Origin of the sequence: Kaistella sp., assembly GCF_049588135.1 — a bacterium.
Classification (GTDB): Bacteria; Bacteroidota; Bacteroidia; order Flavobacteriales; family Weeksellaceae; genus Kaistella.
Genome location: NZ_JBAVFG010000128.1, coordinates 1 through 16,624, shown reverse-complemented (window position 1 = coordinate 16,624; position 16,624 = coordinate 1). Strand labels below are relative to the sequence as shown.

Sequence of the window (16,624 nt, the reverse complement as noted above, 5' to 3'; positions counted from 1 at the left end):
TAATTTTATTATTTTCTTTAATTTTCCCTTTTCCTTCAGTGAAAATTTTGGCAGCATCGTAATTTTTGTATTCATCACCTTTAGAGAAAATCGCAACTTTTTCTAAAACCACATCAGTTTTAGGTTTGTCTTGTGCGCCTTTTTCTACATTGGCAATCGTATCAATAACTTCAATACCATTTACAACTTCACCGAAAATTGTGTGTTTACCATCTAACCAAGGCGTAGCAATTTCTGTAATGAAGAACTGTGAACCATTGGTATTTGGACCAGAATTCGCCATCGACAGAATTCCTTTTCCGGTGTGTTTTAGGTCGTTTTTCTCATCGTCGAATTTGTATCCTGGATCTCCCATTCCTGTTCCTTTAGGATCACCACCTTGGATCATAAAATCTTTAATTACTCTGTGGAAAATAGTTCCATTATAAAAAGGAACACCTTTGGCTTTTGCAGTGTTATCAATTTTTCCTTCAGCTAATCCAACAAAATTTGCAACCGTAACAGGTGCATTTTTGTCTTCTAGTTTCACGATCATATTTCCTTTTGAAGTTTGGAAATTGGCATAAAGTCCTTCTTTCAGACCTGCGTAAGTTTCTTTGTCTACGTTCATTTTTTTATAAATTGGGGTACAACTTGTTAGCGAAATCGCTGCTATCGCGATTAATAAATTCTTTTTTAGCATAAATAGCAATATTTTTAAAGTACTTTTAATTTAATTATTAAAGGCATATCATTTGAAATCTGGTCATTATCACCATAAGTTCCGTAACCTAATGCGGAAGGAATCAGGAGCGTAACTTCCTGATTTTTCTCCATGTGACGCAACGCATCTTCTACTGGTTTTAATTCTTCAAAACGACCAAAAACTTTATTTTTATTTTGAATGGGAGTATCATATAATTTCACCAAATCAAAATCATAAATATCATATTGATAAGAAATCACTTCTCCATTTTCTTTTCGTTTCTGATGTTGTAGTTCTTTATCATTTACCCAATAGTTCACACTCATTGGATAAAATGCTTCGTCTTGATTTTTAATCCAATCTTCAATTTGATTTCTTTCAATAAGATTCAGATTTTTGGATCTGTTTTTGGAAACATCTAAATCTTTCTGATTTAAAATCCCTCCAACAGGAGGATGAGTTGGTGCGTGCTTTACACAACCAATCAAAATCAAAGTACAAAGTAGGATTATTTTTTTCATAAAAACTTTTGCGAAAATAAGCATTTCGAATTAGATTAAAAAACAAAAAAACCGAGAAAAAATTATTCTCGGTTTTTAATTGCTATTTTTTATAAATCCAAAAAGTTTCTTAGATGCTTTTTTCTACTAAAACTCTCCATCCAAAAGTGTCTTCGGCAACATTCGTTTGAAGGTCAACCAAATCTTTTTGAAGCGTTAAAGCAAAACTATCTTCTAAAGTTAATAGTGGCAATTCTAATTTCTCACCTTGATATCCGATTGCTTTGAAAAGGGTTGTTACAACAGCAGTTCCAACTCCCCAAACTTCTTTTAAAGAACCATTTTTGTGAGCTTCTACTACTGATTTTACAGAGATAGGTTCTACTTTTAATTCAATACCTCTTTTATTTGCTAATTGAATGAAACTATCTCTGGTAACTCCATCCAAGATTTTTTCTGAAGTTGGTGGCGTATAAATTGTGTCATTAATTCTCACAAAAACATTCATGGTTCCACTTTCTTCGAAGTATTCATGAGTAGAATCATCAGTCCAAATGATTTGTTCATATCCTTCTTCATTTGCCAACTGAGTTGGGTAAAAAGATGCGGCGTAATTACCGGCTGCTTTCGCAAACCCTACTCCACCGTTTGCAGATCTTGAATAATAGTCAGAAATTTTTACTGAAACTGGAGCTGAATAATAACTTTTTGCAGGCGTAGCCACAATAGCAAACATATATTTATTAGAAATTCTGGCTTTTAATGCTTCTTCAGTGGCAAAAATAACTGGGCGGATATATAATGAATTTCCTTCTCCATAAGGAATCCAGTCTCTATCTAAATCAACCAATGCCTTCAAACCATCTAAAAAAACCTCTTCAGGAATCTCTGGCATTGCAAGACGACTCGCGGATTTATTGATTCTTGAAAAATTCTTTTCAGGTCTGAAAATAAAAACCTGATCGTCTTTATCTTTGTAGGCTTTCATCCCTTCAAAACACGCTTGTCCGTAATTAACCCCCATCATTGCTGGAGTAAAAGGAAGTGGCCCATAAGGCATTAGCTTTACTTCTCCCCATTTTCCGTTTTCATATTCACAAATAACCATGTGATCGCTAAACATATTTCCAAAAGAAAAATTCTCTGGATCAAATTCTGAAATTCTTGGATTAGTAGATTTTTGAATTATCATTTTTTAATTTTTTGTTGATGTTCTACAAATTTATAATAATTTTTTAAATATCAAAATTTTAAATTAATTTTGAAAAAAAATCAGATGACAAGAGAAGTAAAAACCACTTCAGACGGAAGTAAAACATTATATATCAACAGCTTAGATGAGAGCTATCATTCTCAACACGGAGCCTTGCAAGAAGCCAAACATGTATTTATTGATAATGGATTAAATTTAATCAATAATTACGATATTAATATTTTAGAACTCGGTTTTGGTACAGGTCTTAATATTTTGGTTACAATTAATGAATTTTTGAAAACTGACAAAAATCATATTATTCATTATTTTACTACAGAAAAATATCCCATAAATGAAAATGAAATTGCAGAATTAGATTATGGTTCTATTTTTCATAATCCTAAAATGTTAGAAATCTACCGAAAAATACATGCTGCTAATTGGAATGAAACCATAGAAATTTTACCTCAATTTTTCTTTACCAAGTTTCATTGTGATTTTTTTGAAATAGAAAATCTAGACTTACCAAATATCGATCTCGTATATTTTGATTGTTTTGGAGCAAGAGTTCAGCCTGATTTATGGGAAAAACCACTTTTTGAAATGGTTGCAAATAAGATGAAAGCAGGCAGTCTTCTGACGACTTATTCTTCGAAAGGCAGTGTTCGTCGTATTCTAAAAGAACTCAACTTTAATGTAGAAAAAAAGGCCGGACCTCCTGGAAAACGGGAAATGATCAACGCTATTAAGAATTAGGGATGATTGAAAAAATTCCTAACTTTGTGATTGTTCCAAAAAAAAACTAAAATTGAATTATGATTGATAAAGTAAATGTCAGAGTTTATGCAGCCATTGTAAAAAATGGAAAAGTCCTTGCGCTACACGAAGAATACGTTGGCGAACACCTGATGAAATTCCCTGGTGGCGGATTGGAATTTGGCGAAAGTGTTTTGGAATGTCTAGAAAGAGAACTGGAAGAAGAACTGAATATCACAGTAAAAAACATAGAACATTTGTACACTCAAGAAGATTTTCTTGTGTCTAAATTTCGAAATAATGAACAACTTCTGAGCATTTATTATCTCGCAGAAATGGTTGATGAAAATGAATTACTTATCATGGATCCGTGTATCGAGAAAACAGAATGGGTTTCCCTCAATACTGAAGAAAACCCATTTCTTTTACCAATCGATAAAATTGTTTTTGAGGTGTTGAAGAAGAAATTTCTATAAAATTTCGTTCAGAATTTTCGCTAAACGCAATCCACCATATAATAATTGCCGCTCAACCAAAGGTTCAAATTTATAGTTGTAATCATAGGAATAATTAGCATCTGCTTTGGAATTGGCGTAGATTCTATTTGCTTGCCGATGACTGTCGTACAACCAATCTTCTAAAGTTCCTAACTGAATTAATTTGACTTCGTCTTTGGATTTAACATCTAAAACTCTTGCGAATTCTGTATAACTGTATTTTTGAGAATCCACCATTTTAGAATCCCATAGCGCATGCAAATTAGTGGGTGCTCCAAAATAATTCAACTTAATTCTATTGCCTCCCAAATCTTCTAAACGACCGATATGAAGTGGTTGTGCAGCATCTCCAGCTAAATGGACTAGAAATCTCAACGCTATTTCTCGATCTTTCGCTGATGTTTTTTTGTCTTTTATTTGTTCAGAAAGAATTTTTATTTGCGTATAAATATTCGGTGCTTTTTGTGCTTTTAAACTTTCTGAAAATTGCTGTATGTTCGATTGGGAAGGCACATTTACATAATGCCATTGCTCTGTTGGTTTCCAAACTCCAGTAGTATCAGACTTAATGTCATCTGGCCAGTTTGCCCAATAGGCCAATTTTTCTGTACCGATAATTTTTTTTAAACTTCTTTTTGCTTTTCCAGAAAGGTGATTTTCTGCAATTTCTGCAATAACTCTGTGACCGGTTGTTCCCCATGAATAACCGAAATTAAAACTCAATAAAGCCAGTAGTACTACTGAGTTTTGTAAAATTCTGTTCATATTATTTTTTAATTTTAAAGGTAAGATACCCAGGATAAGGATGCAAATATCCGCTATTCCAATTACTTTGGAGCAATGATTCTAAAAATTCATCAGTTCTATTTAAATGAGGATCGTAAGGCTCTTTCAAACTTACATCAGCAATATTTCCTTTCACATTCCACCAAAAGGCACTCCAACCGCCGCGCAGTTCTTTTATAATTTCATAAACAGTCTTTCCGGTCGCGCGATTCATTAGTTTAGCAAATATACGCCCTTCAGTAGTTGTTAAATCTCGCAGTTGCAATTCATATTGATTCGCCAAATTCTTTTGTCTGTCGTTCACATATTTTCTTTGCGAACTTCTATCTAAATTTTGCATCTCCGCTTGAATATCTTCATACTGTTCTAATGCAGTTAAGAAAAGTGGATAAACCCGATTCAGTTTTTTATTAAGAAAATAATAATAATTTTGGTCAAGTTGGTTGTTAAATCTAGGTCTACTTTTTAAAATAAGCTCGTCCATCACCACCACATTTTCACCGTTTATTTCGTAAATTCTTGCCTTTTGACTTGCGTCGTAGTAGTATTTAATTCCAAATTCGTCGGTTTTAAGTAGTTCAGGCGGATATTCACTTATCGGTTTTAGCGTCGTTAATTCCTGTTGTGCATTTGCATGAAGTCCGAAAATCAAAAGAAATAGTAAGATCAGTTTATTAAAATTCATTATTTTTACCTTCTATAAAATCAAAATTTAACTTAACAAAATTCATTCCTTTCTCATGAAATTTGAAAACAAATCATTAGAATTTTTAGAAACATATCTAAATACCGCTTCCCCAACAGGTTATGAACATAAAGGACAAAAAATTTGGATGGACTATTTAAAACCTTACGTGGACAAAATAGAAATCGATCATTACGGAACTTGTTACGGAATTATCAATCCTGAAGCCGATTTCAAAGTAGTTATTGAAGCGCACGCCGACGAAATTTCTTGGTACGTGAATTATATAACCGATGACGGATTAATTTATGTCATCAGAAATGGTGGTTCCGATCAAATGATTGCACCTTCGAAAGTTGTTCACATCCACGGAGAAAAAGGCGTTGTAAAAGGCGTTTTCGGTTGGCCAGCCATTCACACAAGAGGAGTTAGTTCTGATGAACCCGTTCCGAAACTCGAAAATATTTTCATCGATTGTGGCGCAACGACTAAAAAAGAAGTCGAAGATTTGGGTATTTTCGTGGGTTGCATGATTACTTATCCTGATGAATTTTTCGAATTAAATGATCGGTATTTCGTTTGTCGAGCTTTGGATAACCGAATCGGTGGATTTATGATTGCCGAAGTTGCCCGACTTTTAAAAGAAAATAAAAAGAAATTGCCTTTCGGTTTGTATATCACCAATTCTGTTCAGGAAGAAGTCGGACTTTATGGCGCAGATATGATTGCAGATACCATCAAACCGAACATTGCGATTGTAACCGACGTTACGCACGACACCACGACGCCAATGATTGAAAAGAAAAAAGAAGGCGACCAAAAATGCGGCGACGGACCGGTAGTTTTCTTTGCGCCAAGCGTTCATCACGTGATTCGTGAATTGATTGTAGAAACCGCAAAAACTAAGAAAATTCCTTTCCAAAGAGCAGCAGCAAGCAGAGCAACGGGAACCGATACTGATGCGTTTGCTCATTCCAACGGTGGAGTTCCGAGTGCGTTGATTTCTTTGCCTTTAAGATATATGCATACGACGGTGGAAATGGTTTCCAAAGAAGATGTTTCAAATGTGATTCAATTGATTTATGAAACGTTGTTGCAGATAAAACCGAATATGAAATTGAAGTATCATTAATGGATTAAGAGAGAAAAGAAAAAAGAACAAAGATTTTAGAGTGATATTTAACAATTTGAAATTCAGAGCATATCATCTTTATTCTTTTCTCTTTCTTCTCTAAGTCTAAATCTAAATAAAAAAAAATGAAAACAAAACTCATCGCTCCCTCCCTTTTATCCGCAGATTTCGGGAATCTGCAACGCGATATCGAAATGCTCAATAATTCTCAAGCAGATTGGATTCATGTCGATGTAATGGACGGCAGATTTGTCCCGAACATCTCTTTCGGATTTCCGGTGATGAAAACCATTCAGCAACACGCCAAAAAATTTGTCGATGTACATTTAATGATTATAGAACCCGAAAAATATGTAGAAGAATTCATCAATCTCGGTGCAGATTTGGTTTCGGTACATTATGAAGCGTGTATTCATCTTCATAGAGTCATTAATTTAATTCAGGAAAAAGGTGCAAAAGCAGGCGTTGTATTGAATCCTTCAACACCGGTTTTGATGTTGGAAGATATTATTGCAGATGTAGATTTGGTTTTATTAATGAGCGTAAACCCAGGATTTGGCGGACAAAAATTCATTGAAAACACGTACAAAAAAATTACAGAAACCAAAGATTTAATTTTATCGAATAATTCTACGGCTTTAATTCAAGTTGATGGCGGTGTTAATTTAGATAATGCATCCAAACTTTTCGAAGCCGGAGCAGATGTTTTAGTTGCCGGAAACGCAGTTTTTTCAACAGAAAATCCTGAACGAACGATTGAACTTTTAAAGTTGTAAAATTTTCAAAATATTTTTATCAATAAAAACCCCTTTTAGTTTTAAGCTAAAAGGGGTTTACTTTTAAAATCCTTCATCAAAAAATTTGACTTCAGACCTTTATTTTTTCTAGAAAATTTCTCTTCCAGAGAAGTGGAAACTTGCTTCAATTAAAGCATTCTCATCTGAATCTGAACCGTGTACTGCATTTTCTCCGATCGATCTTGCGAACATTTTTCTGATCGTTCCTTCTGCAGCATCTGCAGGATTCGTAGCACCGATTAAAGTTCTGAAATCTTCAACAGCATTGTCTTTTTCCAAAACCGCTGCAACGATTGGACCTGAACTCATGAAATCTACCAATTCTCCATAAAATGGTCTTTCAGCATGAACTTCATAGAATTTTTGCGCATCTGCAACAGTTAATTGAGTAAGTTTTAAAGCTTTAATTTTGAAACCACCTTCTGCAATTTTCCCTAAAATAGCACCAATATGCCCGTCTGCAACAGCATCCGGCTTAATCATGGTGAATGTAATTTTACCTGACATAAATCTTGTTTTATTGTGGGGCGAAAATACAAAAAACTTTTATATATTTGTAATGAAAATTCTTATAGAGGGTTGCCAAATTTATTTGGCACGGAAATTGTAAATTTGTTTCCGATTCTCATATTTAATTTGAGTTTTCATGGTTATTAGTTTTTACCCAGCTTCGGCTGGGTTTTTTATTGCCCAGAATTTTCTTCTGCTTCCTCCATTATTTTCAAATAAGTGATATACCTGGTTTCCTCTATTTCGCCTAGTTCAATCGCTTCTAAAACTGCACATTTCGGTTCATTGATATGCATGCAATTATGGAATTTACAGTTTCTTCCTGTTTTAAAAATCTCCGGAAAATAATGCTGAATTTCTTCTTTTTCTACATCAATCATCGCGAACTCCCGAACACCAGGGGTATCGATCACACTTCCGCCAAAATGCCAAAAATGCATCTGTGCAAAAGTGGTGGTATGTTTTCCTTTCAAATGGGTTTCGGAAATCTCAGAAGTTCTTAAATTCAATTCAGGTTGTATCGCATTAACCAAGGTAGATTTGCCGGATCCAGAATGTCCAAAAAACACTGAAACTTTGTCTTTAATAATCTCTTTTAATAACTCTAAATTCAAAGTAGAATAAGAAGAAATTTCTAAAGTTTCATAACCGATATTTTGATAAAGTGTTTCTATTTCTTTCGTCGCTTCTATTTCTTCATCTGAAAGCACATCCATTTTATTAAATAAAATCAACGGCTTGATATTGTATGCCTCACAACATGCCAAAAACCGATCGAGAAAACCATAAGAAGTTTCTGGATGTTTAAGGGTGAAAATAAAACAAGCAATATCGATATTTGAAGCAATGATATGCGCTTCTTTTGAAAGATTAACTGATTTTCTGATGAGATAATTTCTTCGTGGTTCAATTTTGGTAATCCACGCCACATTGTCTTGCTCCAAAGAAAACTCTACCAAATCGCCTACAGCAAGAGGATTGGTTAATCGGGTTTTTATCAGTTTGAATTTTCCTCGAATTCTCGCCTCGAAAAATTTGCCAGTTTCATATTCTAAAACCTGGTACCAACTTCCGGTGGATTTTGTAATGAGTCCTTTCACGAATTATGATTGAGGGAAATTAACTTTAAACATATTAAATACTATTCTGAACTTCAATCGATTCTTCGTGAATTGCCTTGAAAATTTTTTCAATAAATTCTGCTGACATTCCAGATTCATCGGCTTTTTGAGTTGCATATTCGGTAATCACTTTCCATCTTTCTGGTTGGAAAATCGCAATATTATTGTCTTTTTTCAAACTTCCGATTTTTTCAGAAATTTTCATTCTTTGCGATAATAATTCAATCAACTGAAAATCTAAATCAGAAATTAAAGTTCTGTGACGTCCCATTTCTCCATCAAAAGCAGAAATATCAGAATTTCTAACTTTTAAATTTTGCAATAATTCTGACAAAGTTTCTGGGGTGATTTGTTGTGCAGCATCGCTCCAAGCTTCATCTGGATTGCAATGCGTTTCGATCATCATTCCTTCATAACCAACATTCAATGCTTCCTGAGCAATTCCTGCCAATCCCGTTCTATTGCCACAAATATGCGATGGATCTACCAACATCGGAATATTAGGAAATTGATTTTTGAAGTCCAAAGCAATCTGCCAATTCGGAATATTTCTATATTTTGTTTTTTGGTAAGTGGAGAAACCACGGTGAAGAACACCTAAGTTTTTAACATCTTGCCCCAAAAGTCTTTCTAAAGCACCAATCCATAAAGCCAAATCTGGATTGACGGGATTTTTTACCAACACAGGTTTATCGGTTCCTTTCAAAGCTTCCGCAATTTCTTGAACGGTAAAAGGATTTACTGTTGAACGGGCACCAATCCACAAAATATCGACATCTGCTTCTAAAGCTGCTGCAACATGATGCGCATTTGCTACTTCTGTGGCAGTTTTAAATCCATATTCTTGTTTAACTTTTTTCAACCAGTTCAAACCGATTACTCCTACTCCTTCGAAACCGTTTGGTTTTGTTCTCGGCTTCCAAATTCCAGCACGGAAAATTGGCACATCAGCATTTGATTCTTTGATTCTTTTTGCAGTTTCTAGCATTTGTGCTTCACTTTCTGCACTGCAAGGTCCGGCAATAATTAATGGTTTGGAAAATTCTTTAATCCAATTATTTTCTAAGCTCTGTAAATTCATGTTAAAGGTGATGAGAAATATTAAATTTAATTAAAATCCAGTTTGAAAAAATCATCTAATTCTTTTAGGACAGGATTTATCTCGGCAAATTTATCAAAAATCTTTCGTTTAGTAATGATTTCTTTTTTCATTGATAAATCAGCGCGATATTCGATTGAGATATTGTGATTGTTTACTTTGTGCATAAAATGATTGAAGAAATCTACACGTATTTTATCAAATTCTACTTTCGCTGATTCTGATGGATACGTAACTTCTACAATATTTTCGTCTTTTTTTTGAAGTTTAAAAGAACCAATTGCATTGTAAATAATGATATCTTTTTTCTGAAGTTCTTGTAAGAATTTTTGCCACTCGGTCTTTAAATCGGTTTCACTAAAATGATGGCTGGGTAAATTTTCTTTTTGAGAATCGATTATTTTTTCAGGTTCTTCATCTGATTTTTCTAAAGCTGCACTGATGCTAAATTGAGATGGTCTTTTTGGTAAGCCAATAGGTTCTGTTGTTTTCAAAACCACTTTTTTGATTTCCTCGGGGATTTCTTTTGAGACTTCTTTGGGTACTTTTTTAGTAACTGCTGGAGTTACCATGATTTCAGAACTAAGAAACGGTGCTAAAATCAGATACTTTTTTTTTTAGAATCTGCTATATTTGCCGATAATGATGACAACTGCATCAACGCAATTTCTACGGTTAACCGAGGATTTTTAGAGTTTTTATAATTAATATCTGCGTGATTGCAAATTTCAATGGCATCTACCAATTGTTGTGCGTTCCATTTTTTACTCTGTTCCAAAAACTTGATTTTGGTTTTTTCGCCAACCTCAATCAAACTTACGGTTTGCGGATTTTGAGCCATCATCAAATCACGGAAATGACTTCCTAAACCTGCGATAAAAATGTGTGGATCAAATCCTTTTTTAACAATTTCATTTAAAGCAAATAAAGTTTCAGAGATTTTATTCTCATGCGCTAAATCAACAATCGATAGATATTGTTCGTAATCTAGTATATTGAGAACTTCGGCTGCTTTGGCTAAAGTAATATTCTTTTGTGAAAAAGTAGAAAGTCTGTCAAAAATTGAAAGTGCATCGCGGAGTGCTCCATCTGCTTTCTGAGCAATTAAATAAAGAGCGTCGTCTTCATACTGAATTCCTTCTTTATCAGCGATTTTCTTTAAATGAACTTGAATATCTTCAATGGTGATTCTCTTAAAATCATAAATCTGACAACGAGATAAAATCGTCGGAATAATTTTATGCTTTTCGGTGGTTGCCAAAATAAAAATAGCATGCGCTGGTGGTTCTTCTAAGGTTTTCAAAAAGGCATTAAAAGCCGCTTGAGACAACATGTGAACCTCATCAATGATATAGATTTTATACTTCCCTACTTGAGGTGCAAAACGTACTTGATCCGTGAGTTCACGGATATCATTAACCGAGTTATTCGAAGCCGCATCAAGTTCGAAAATATTATAAGCAAAACCATCTTCTGAGGTAGAACCATCTCTCTCATTGATTTTACGGGCAAGAATCCTTGCACAAGTTGTTTTACCAACTCCTCTTGGTCCACAAAAAAGTAAAGCTTGCGCCAATTGATTTTCTTCGATAGCATGCTCCAGCGTTTCTGTAATATGACCTTGCCCAACAACAGTATCAAACTCTTGCGGACGGTATTTTCTTGCAGAAACCACGAAATTTTCCATTGGTCAAAAATAGGAAAATTAATGAGAAAATGAAATAGATATTTAAAATTAATAGAATCTTATCTAAATTTCAAAACTCGGATTCCTAAAAAAGAAAAACCTCTCGAAATTTTTAATTTTGGAGAGGTTTTAAAAGTGATAAGGATTCTAATTCATTTTTCCTTCTTCGAGGATTTCCCGGGTTTGGTATTCCTGCACCAATTCGATGGCGTTGGTTACCACGTCGCTTAATGCCGTGATGAATGTCCCTTCTTCTGCCATGCTCATCGCATGTTTAAGGGCTTCAATCTCTTTTGGGATACATTCATAACTTACATTTCTGCCCGCTTCCTGAATTCCGGAAATAAGCAGTTCATTAATTTCTTCTTCTGTTCTCCCTCGCAAATGTTTTTCGTTTCTGATGATGATATAATCAAACATTCGTCCGGCGATTTTACCACATTCTCGAATGTCCTTGTCCCTGCGATCTCCCACGCCAGAAATAATTCCTATTTTTTTGGTGGCTTCTACATTTTTCAAATAATCTTCGATCGCTTCATATCCAGCAGGATTATGGGCAAAGTCTATTAAAACCTGGAATTTTTTAAATTTAAAAATATTCAATCTTCCCGGCATCAACATAGGGCTTGGGATAAATGTGCGGAGAGAATTGGCAATATCTTCGATTTCAAAACCATATAGATAAGCCGCTAAACTCGCTGCCAAAACATTAGAAATCATAAACTTGGCTTTTCCTTCCATGGTTATTGGGATATTGTGTGCTTTTGCAATACGAATTTTCCAATCTCCTTTTTTAATGGTAACAAAACCTTCTTCATGTACACAAGTAATTTTTCCCTCTTTGGCAAATTTCATCATGTGAGGATTATTTTCATCTAAACTGAAAATAGCCACTTTAGAATCTAAGTCAGGAAGTAATCTCATTGAATATTCATCGTCGGCATTTAAAACGCACCATCCATCTTTTTTCACAGAATCCATTACGACTCTTTTCACTTTTGTTAAGTCTTTCAAATTGTGAATATCGTTGAGTCCAAGATGATCTTCTTTTATATTGGTTAAAACCCCGATATCGCAAGAACTGAAACCTAAACCAGATCTAAGAATCCCGCCTCTTGCGGTTTCTAAAACGGCAAATTCTACCGTAGGATCTTTTAATATAAATTCCGCAGAAATCGGTCCAGTGGTATCTCCTTTGGTCAACATTGTATTTTGAATATAAATTCCATCAGAAGTAGTAAATCCCACTCTATAGCCGTTATTTTTCACGATATGGGAGATCAATCTTGTGGTGGTTGTTTTACCATTAGTTCCGGTAACTGCAATAATTGGGATTTTAGCAAGTTTTCCCTGAGGATACAGCATATCAACTACCGGAGCAGCTACGTTTCTTGGCAGGCCTTCGCTTGGAGCAAGGTGCATTCTAAATCCTGGTGCCGCATTTACTTCTAAAATAGCTCCGCCACTTTCCCTTAAAGGTTGGGTAAGGTTTTCTGCCATAATATCTATTCCCGCCACATCTAACCCTATAATTCGTGAGACCCTTTCTGCCATCACAATATTTTCGGGATGAACCATATCGGTTACATCGATAGAAGTTCCTCCAGTAGAAAGATTAGCAGTTGATTTCAAATAAACAATTTCTCCGTTTTTGGGAACGCTTTCTAAGGTGTAATTTAATTTCTCTAAAAGTTCATTGGTATCTTTATCTACAAGAATTTCTGTTAAAACATTTTCATGTCCATAGCCTCTCCTTGGATCTAAGTTTTCTTTATCGATGAGTTGCTGAATATTCAATTCGCCATCTCCAATAATATGCGCAGGAACTCTTCGAGCTGCTGCAACCATTTTGTGATTAATGACTAATATACGGAAATCATAACCCGTGATATATCTTTCTACAATTACTTTGTGGGAATAATTTTGTGCGTGAGCCAAACCAATTTTTGCAGTTTCGAAATTATTTACATTAATTGAAGAACCCTTTCCATGATTGCCATCCAAAGGTTTTATAACAATTGGATAACCGATTTTCTGAATAACCCTCTCTAATCCTTCTTCATCGGATACTAAATCACCGATTGGAACTGGAATTGCTGCTTCATCGAGCATCTTTTTTGTGAGCTCTTTATTACAAGCAATATCTACGGCAATCGAACTTGTATTCCCTGTAATGGTCGCCTGAAATCTTTGCTGATTAATACCATAGCCTAACTGAACCAATGAATTTCGCCCCAATCTGATCCAAGGAATATCTCTGGCAACTGCCTCCTGTACAATACTTCCTGTAGAAGGTCCTAACCGTTCGCGCTCACGAATTTCTTTTAAATTTCTAATGCATTCTTCTAGATTATAATCACGTGCCTCAATTAAACATCTTGCAATTTCTACAGATTGTTCCGCAGCATAAATACCAGAATTTTCTTCCAGATAACTGAAAACAACATTGTAAACACCAGGAGTTTTTGTTTCTCTGGTTCTTCCAAATCCCGTATCCATCCCGGCTAAAGTCTGAATTTCTAAAGCGATATGTTCGATAACATGCCCCATCCATGTTCCCATTTCTACTCTCAAGAAAAATCCACCTTCGACTCCTTCCGAACAACGGTGCGTAATAAGAGAAGGCATCAATAACTGTAATCTATCACGAAACCCATCAATTTTATTGGTAGGAAAATGCTCCATTTCTTCTAAATCCAAACGCATCTGAATGAGTTTTTTTCTTCTGATACTCCAAATATTAGGACCGCGTAAAACTTGTATTCTATCGATTTTCATAGGTTATTGCTCTATTTTTATATTCTTTAAATTTTTATTTGAATATCAAAGATAATCGAAAACCCTATTAGTTAGAAAAAAAATAATCAAAATGAATAGCATTTTTTTCAGAGGAACTTCAATTAAACTGTCAAGATGTTAATTAATATGATTTCGTTTATTAAAGCTAAAAGGAATATTTTTTTAAATTTGCAATCTATGAAAGCAGTTGGAAAATTAGTAATCATTGGTGGAGCCGTTAACAAAGGCAGTTTCTCCGAAACCGATTACGATCAGAATATCGAAAAAAATCTTAATTTTTTTGAACGTGGAATTTTAAGAAAAATCATCGATGAATCTCGTTTAAAAGAAGATTCGGTAATTGAAATTATTACCACTGCTTCACAAATCCCTCAAATTGTAGGACCTGAATATAAAAAAGCATTCGAGTTTTTAGGAGCTAAGAATGTCAATATTTTAGATATCCAAAACCGTGAGCAAGCCAATAGCGACGAAATTACTGCACGGGCAAGTACGGCAGATGTAGTGATGTTTACTGGCGGCGATCAACTTCGATTAACTTCAATTTTAGGAGGAACAAGATTTCACGATATTATTCTTCAAAAATACCAAGAAGAAAATTTTATTTATGCCGGAACTTCTGCTGGTGCTGCGGCCGCTTCCGAAAATATGATTTATCAAGGTTCTAGCAGTGAGGCACTTCTTAAAGGAGAAATTAAAACGACACAAGGATTAGGCTTCATAGAAAATGTGATTGTAGATACCCACTTTGTTCAGCGCGGGAGAATCGGAAGATTGTTTCAAGCCGTGGTAAATAACCCTAGAACTTTAGGGATTGGATTGGGTGAAGACACTGGTCTTTTCATCGATAATGATATCATGACTGCCATTGGATCTGGACTGGTAATTTTGGTAGATGGCCGTTTTATCAAAGACACCAATTTAACCAAAATACAACTTGGTCAGCCCATATCTATTGATAATCTCATCGTACACGTATTATCACAAAATGATTTTTATGATTTAAAAGCGAAAGATCTTACAATTGTTAATTCACAATATAACCCAATTCCACAAGCTCAATAGTTTCGGGTTCAGCGTTCAATGTTGAAACTCGGAATGAAAAATGAAAGTAGCGATGTAATTGATTGCTTGAATGATTGAATTTTTGAGTCTTTATGAAAAAATAATCTTCCTTAAAACTCGAAACTTGGAACTCTGAACTTTAAATATTAAACAATGAAACTTATCATCCACGGTGGATTTTTCTCTGAAAGCGACCAAAGCCACGAAGTGAAAATTGCCAAACAAAATTCTTTAAAAGAAATTGCAAAGAAAGCTTTTGAATTTCTCCAAAACCATTCTGCCGAAGAAACCGTGGTTTACGCCGTTTCTTTGTTGGAAGATGATTCGCTTTTCAATGCGGGAACAGGTTCCCAAATTCAAAGCGACGGAAAAATCAGAATGAGTGCTTCACTAATGAACGGAGAAACTCAAAAATTTTCCGGAGTTATTAATATCGAAAACGTGAAAAATCCGATCGAGGTGGCTCAAGTTTTAATGAAAGAAGACGATCGTGTTTTGGGCGGAAACGGCGCTAAAAAATACGCCGAAGAAAACGGTTTCGAAGATTTCTCTACCGAAATTCCGCAACGTAGAAAAGAATACGAAGCAAAACTAAAAAATGGCGGTAAAGGAACCGTAGGTTGTGTGGCTCTGGATCAAAACGGAAAATTAGCAGCAGCAACTTCCACGGGAGGAAAAGGCTTTGAGTTGATTGGAAGAATTTCTGATTCTGCAACCGTTGCGGGAAATTTTGCTAATGAATATTGCGCTGTAAGTTGCACCGGAGTGGGTGAAGATATTGTAAGCAATGCCACGGCAGCGAAAATTGTAACGCGCGTTACAGACGGTTTTTCATTAAAAGATGCGGTAGAAAAAACCTTTGCAGAACTGAAAGAAATTGACGGTTTTGCCGGAGCAATTGCCATTGACAAAAACGGAAATATCGCTCATCAAGATTCTTATCCTACAATGGTTTTTGCCAGTTTTGATGGGGAGCGTTTTGAAATTTTTGGTTAAAGTTTTTATTCAAAAATCAGAAACTAATCTAATGTATTTAAAATAAATTTAAACATTCTCTTAGTTGCGCAAAATAGATATTTTTAGGTGCGTATTTTTATTATTCCAAAGACAGTAAAAACATAACATACTGAAAAATAATTCATTATGAAATTTATAATTTTAGTAAACTTACGTATATTTGTGAGTTACCAGCAAGTTTATCCAAAATGCCGCATTAATGAAAAAAGTATTAAGTTTTATAATTCTAAATTCTTGTCTCTTAATTTTCGCACAGAATCTAAATTTGAGAAACACAATTAGTGAAGATTTTG

The 16,624-nt window shown here is 34.7% G+C and carries 17 protein-coding genes; 6 read left to right on the top strand and 11 right to left on the bottom strand.

Annotated features, from left to right (window positions below; genetic code table 11):
- The 3 genes from WBY99_RS07435 to WBY99_RS07425 all read right to left on the bottom strand — a co-directional run.
- Nucleotides 1-610 (bottom strand): peptidylprolyl isomerase (locus WBY99_RS07435; RefSeq protein ID WP_423975700.1); only part of this gene is annotated, 610 nt, incomplete at its 3' end.
- An 86-nt stretch (nucleotides 611-696) separates the two neighbouring features.
- Complete coding sequence (locus WBY99_RS07430) at nucleotides 697-1,206, bottom strand: FKBP-type peptidyl-prolyl cis-trans isomerase (RefSeq protein ID WP_423975699.1); 510 nt, start codon at nucleotides 1,204-1,206, stop codon at nucleotides 697-699.
- A gap of 109 nt (nucleotides 1,207-1,315) precedes the next feature.
- Nucleotides 1,316-2,377 (bottom strand): branched-chain amino acid aminotransferase, encoded by a 1,062-nt coding sequence (locus WBY99_RS07425; RefSeq protein ID WP_423975698.1) that lies wholly within the window; start codon nucleotides 2,375-2,377, stop codon nucleotides 1,316-1,318.
- Between the two features lie 84 nt (nucleotides 2,378-2,461).
- On the opposite strand from WBY99_RS07425, the gene mnmD reads away from it, so the two are divergent.
- Complete coding sequence (gene mnmD, locus WBY99_RS07420) at nucleotides 2,462-3,136, top strand: tRNA (5-methylaminomethyl-2-thiouridine)(34)-methyltransferase MnmD (protein WP_423975697.1); 675 nt, start codon at nucleotides 2,462-2,464, stop codon at nucleotides 3,134-3,136.
- Nucleotides 3,137-3,195: 59 nt separating this feature from the next.
- Nucleotides 3,196-3,612 carry an NUDIX domain-containing protein gene (locus WBY99_RS07415; RefSeq protein ID WP_423975696.1) on the top strand — a complete coding sequence of 139 codons (417 nt, stop codon included), beginning with the start codon at nucleotides 3,196-3,198 and terminating at the stop codon, nucleotides 3,610-3,612.
- Here the strand turns inward: WBY99_RS07415 and WBY99_RS07410 are convergent.
- A complete protein-coding gene (locus tag WBY99_RS07410; RefSeq protein WP_423975695.1) occupies nucleotides 3,607-4,398 on the bottom strand; it encodes a S1/P1 nuclease in 792 nt (263 codons plus the stop codon). The two genes, WBY99_RS07415 and WBY99_RS07410, sit on opposite strands and share 6 nt — an antisense overlap.
- A 1-nt stretch (nucleotide 4,399) precedes the next feature.
- Complete coding sequence (locus WBY99_RS07405; protein ID WP_423975694.1) at nucleotides 4,400-5,104, bottom strand: DUF4294 domain-containing protein; 705 nt, start codon at nucleotides 5,102-5,104, stop codon at nucleotides 4,400-4,402.
- Nucleotides 5,105-5,159: 55 nt separating this feature from the next.
- Between WBY99_RS07405 and WBY99_RS07400 the strand changes: the two genes are divergently transcribed.
- Nucleotides 5,160-6,236, top strand: coding sequence for a M28 family peptidase (locus WBY99_RS07400; RefSeq protein WP_423975693.1), 1,077 nt, complete (start codon nucleotides 5,160-5,162; stop codon nucleotides 6,234-6,236).
- A 125-nt stretch (nucleotides 6,237-6,361) separates the two neighbouring features.
- Nucleotides 6,362-7,012: a ribulose-phosphate 3-epimerase gene (rpe, locus tag WBY99_RS07395; protein WP_423975692.1), complete on the top strand. Its 651-nt coding sequence runs from the start codon at nucleotides 6,362-6,364 to the stop codon at nucleotides 7,010-7,012.
- A gap of 108 nt (nucleotides 7,013-7,120) precedes the next feature.
- On the opposite strand, the gene WBY99_RS07390 is transcribed toward rpe, so the two are convergent.
- The 6 genes from WBY99_RS07390 to cphA all read right to left on the bottom strand — a co-directional run bounded on the left by WBY99_RS07390 (nucleotide 7,121) and on the right by cphA (nucleotide 14,228).
- Nucleotides 7,121-7,540, bottom strand: coding sequence for a nucleoside-diphosphate kinase (locus tag WBY99_RS07390; RefSeq protein WP_423975691.1), 420 nt, complete (start codon nucleotides 7,538-7,540; stop codon nucleotides 7,121-7,123).
- A 176-nt stretch (nucleotides 7,541-7,716) separates the two neighbouring features.
- Complete coding sequence (gene rsgA / locus WBY99_RS07385; protein WP_423975690.1) at nucleotides 7,717-8,643, bottom strand: ribosome small subunit-dependent GTPase A; 927 nt, start codon at nucleotides 8,641-8,643, stop codon at nucleotides 7,717-7,719.
- A 34-nt stretch (nucleotides 8,644-8,677) separates the two neighbouring features.
- Nucleotides 8,678-9,745: a chorismate mutase gene (locus WBY99_RS07380; protein ID WP_423975689.1), complete on the bottom strand. Its 1,068-nt coding sequence runs from the start codon at nucleotides 9,743-9,745 to the stop codon at nucleotides 8,678-8,680.
- A gap of 26 nt (nucleotides 9,746-9,771) precedes the next feature.
- Nucleotides 9,772-10,335: a hypothetical protein gene (locus tag WBY99_RS07375; protein ID WP_423975688.1), complete on the bottom strand. Its 564-nt coding sequence runs from the start codon at nucleotides 10,333-10,335 to the stop codon at nucleotides 9,772-9,774.
- Nucleotides 10,336-10,364: 29 nt separating this feature from the next.
- A complete protein-coding gene (dnaX, locus tag WBY99_RS07370; RefSeq protein WP_423975687.1) occupies nucleotides 10,365-11,450 on the bottom strand; it encodes a DNA polymerase III subunit gamma/tau in 1,086 nt (361 codons plus the stop codon).
- Nucleotides 11,451-11,597: 147 nt separating this feature from the next.
- Nucleotides 11,598-14,228, bottom strand: coding sequence for a cyanophycin synthetase (gene cphA / locus WBY99_RS07365; RefSeq protein ID WP_423975686.1), 2,631 nt, complete (start codon nucleotides 14,226-14,228; stop codon nucleotides 11,598-11,600).
- Between the two features lie 198 nt (nucleotides 14,229-14,426).
- On the opposite strand from cphA, the gene WBY99_RS07360 reads away from it, so the two are divergent.
- A complete protein-coding gene (locus WBY99_RS07360) occupies nucleotides 14,427-15,314 on the top strand; it encodes a cyanophycinase (protein ID WP_423975685.1) in 888 nt (295 codons plus the stop codon).
- 153 nt (nucleotides 15,315-15,467) lie between these two features.
- Nucleotides 15,468-16,310, top strand: coding sequence for an isoaspartyl peptidase/L-asparaginase (locus WBY99_RS07355; RefSeq protein ID WP_423975684.1), 843 nt, complete (start codon nucleotides 15,468-15,470; stop codon nucleotides 16,308-16,310).
- The last annotated feature ends 314 nt before the right edge of the window (nucleotides 16,311-16,624 follow it).

What these genes read in the sequence shown, in the direction of transcription:
- WBY99_RS07430 (WP_423975699.1), bottom strand. Translation starts at nt 1,206, where the DNA reads ATGAAAAAAATAATCCTACTTTGTACTTTGATTTTGATTGGTTGTGTA.
- WBY99_RS07425 (WP_423975698.1), bottom strand. Translation starts at nt 2,377, where the DNA reads ATGATAATTCAAAAATCTACTAATCCAAGAATTTCAGAATTTGATCCA.
- mnmD (WP_423975697.1), top strand. Translation starts at nt 2,462, where the DNA reads ATGACAAGAGAAGTAAAAACCACTTCAGACGGAAGTAAAACATTATAT.
- WBY99_RS07415 (WP_423975696.1), top strand. Translation starts at nt 3,196, where the DNA reads ATGATTGATAAAGTAAATGTCAGAGTTTATGCAGCCATTGTAAAAAAT.
- WBY99_RS07410 (WP_423975695.1), bottom strand. Translation starts at nt 4,398, where the DNA reads ATGAACAGAATTTTACAAAACTCAGTAGTACTACTGGCTTTATTGAGT.
- WBY99_RS07405 (WP_423975694.1), bottom strand. Translation starts at nt 5,104, where the DNA reads ATGAATTTTAATAAACTGATCTTACTATTTCTTTTGATTTTCGGACTT.
- WBY99_RS07400 (WP_423975693.1), top strand. Translation starts at nt 5,160, where the DNA reads ATGAAATTTGAAAACAAATCATTAGAATTTTTAGAAACATATCTAAAT.
- rpe (WP_423975692.1), top strand. Translation starts at nt 6,362, where the DNA reads ATGAAAACAAAACTCATCGCTCCCTCCCTTTTATCCGCAGATTTCGGG.
- WBY99_RS07390 (WP_423975691.1), bottom strand. Translation starts at nt 7,540, where the DNA reads ATGTCAGGTAAAATTACATTCACCATGATTAAGCCGGATGCTGTTGCA.
- WBY99_RS07380 (WP_423975689.1), bottom strand. Translation starts at nt 9,745, where the DNA reads ATGAATTTACAGAGCTTAGAAAATAATTGGATTAAAGAATTTTCCAAA.
- WBY99_RS07375 (WP_423975688.1), bottom strand. Translation starts at nt 10,335, where the DNA reads ATGGTAACTCCAGCAGTTACTAAAAAAGTACCCAAAGAAGTCTCAAAA.
- dnaX (WP_423975687.1), bottom strand. Translation starts at nt 11,450, where the DNA reads ATGGAAAATTTCGTGGTTTCTGCAAGAAAATACCGTCCGCAAGAGTTT.
- cphA (WP_423975686.1), bottom strand. Translation starts at nt 14,228, where the DNA reads ATGAAAATCGATAGAATACAAGTTTTACGCGGTCCTAATATTTGGAGT.
- WBY99_RS07360 (WP_423975685.1), top strand. Translation starts at nt 14,427, where the DNA reads ATGAAAGCAGTTGGAAAATTAGTAATCATTGGTGGAGCCGTTAACAAA.
- WBY99_RS07355 (WP_423975684.1), top strand. Translation starts at nt 15,468, where the DNA reads ATGAAACTTATCATCCACGGTGGATTTTTCTCTGAAAGCGACCAAAGC.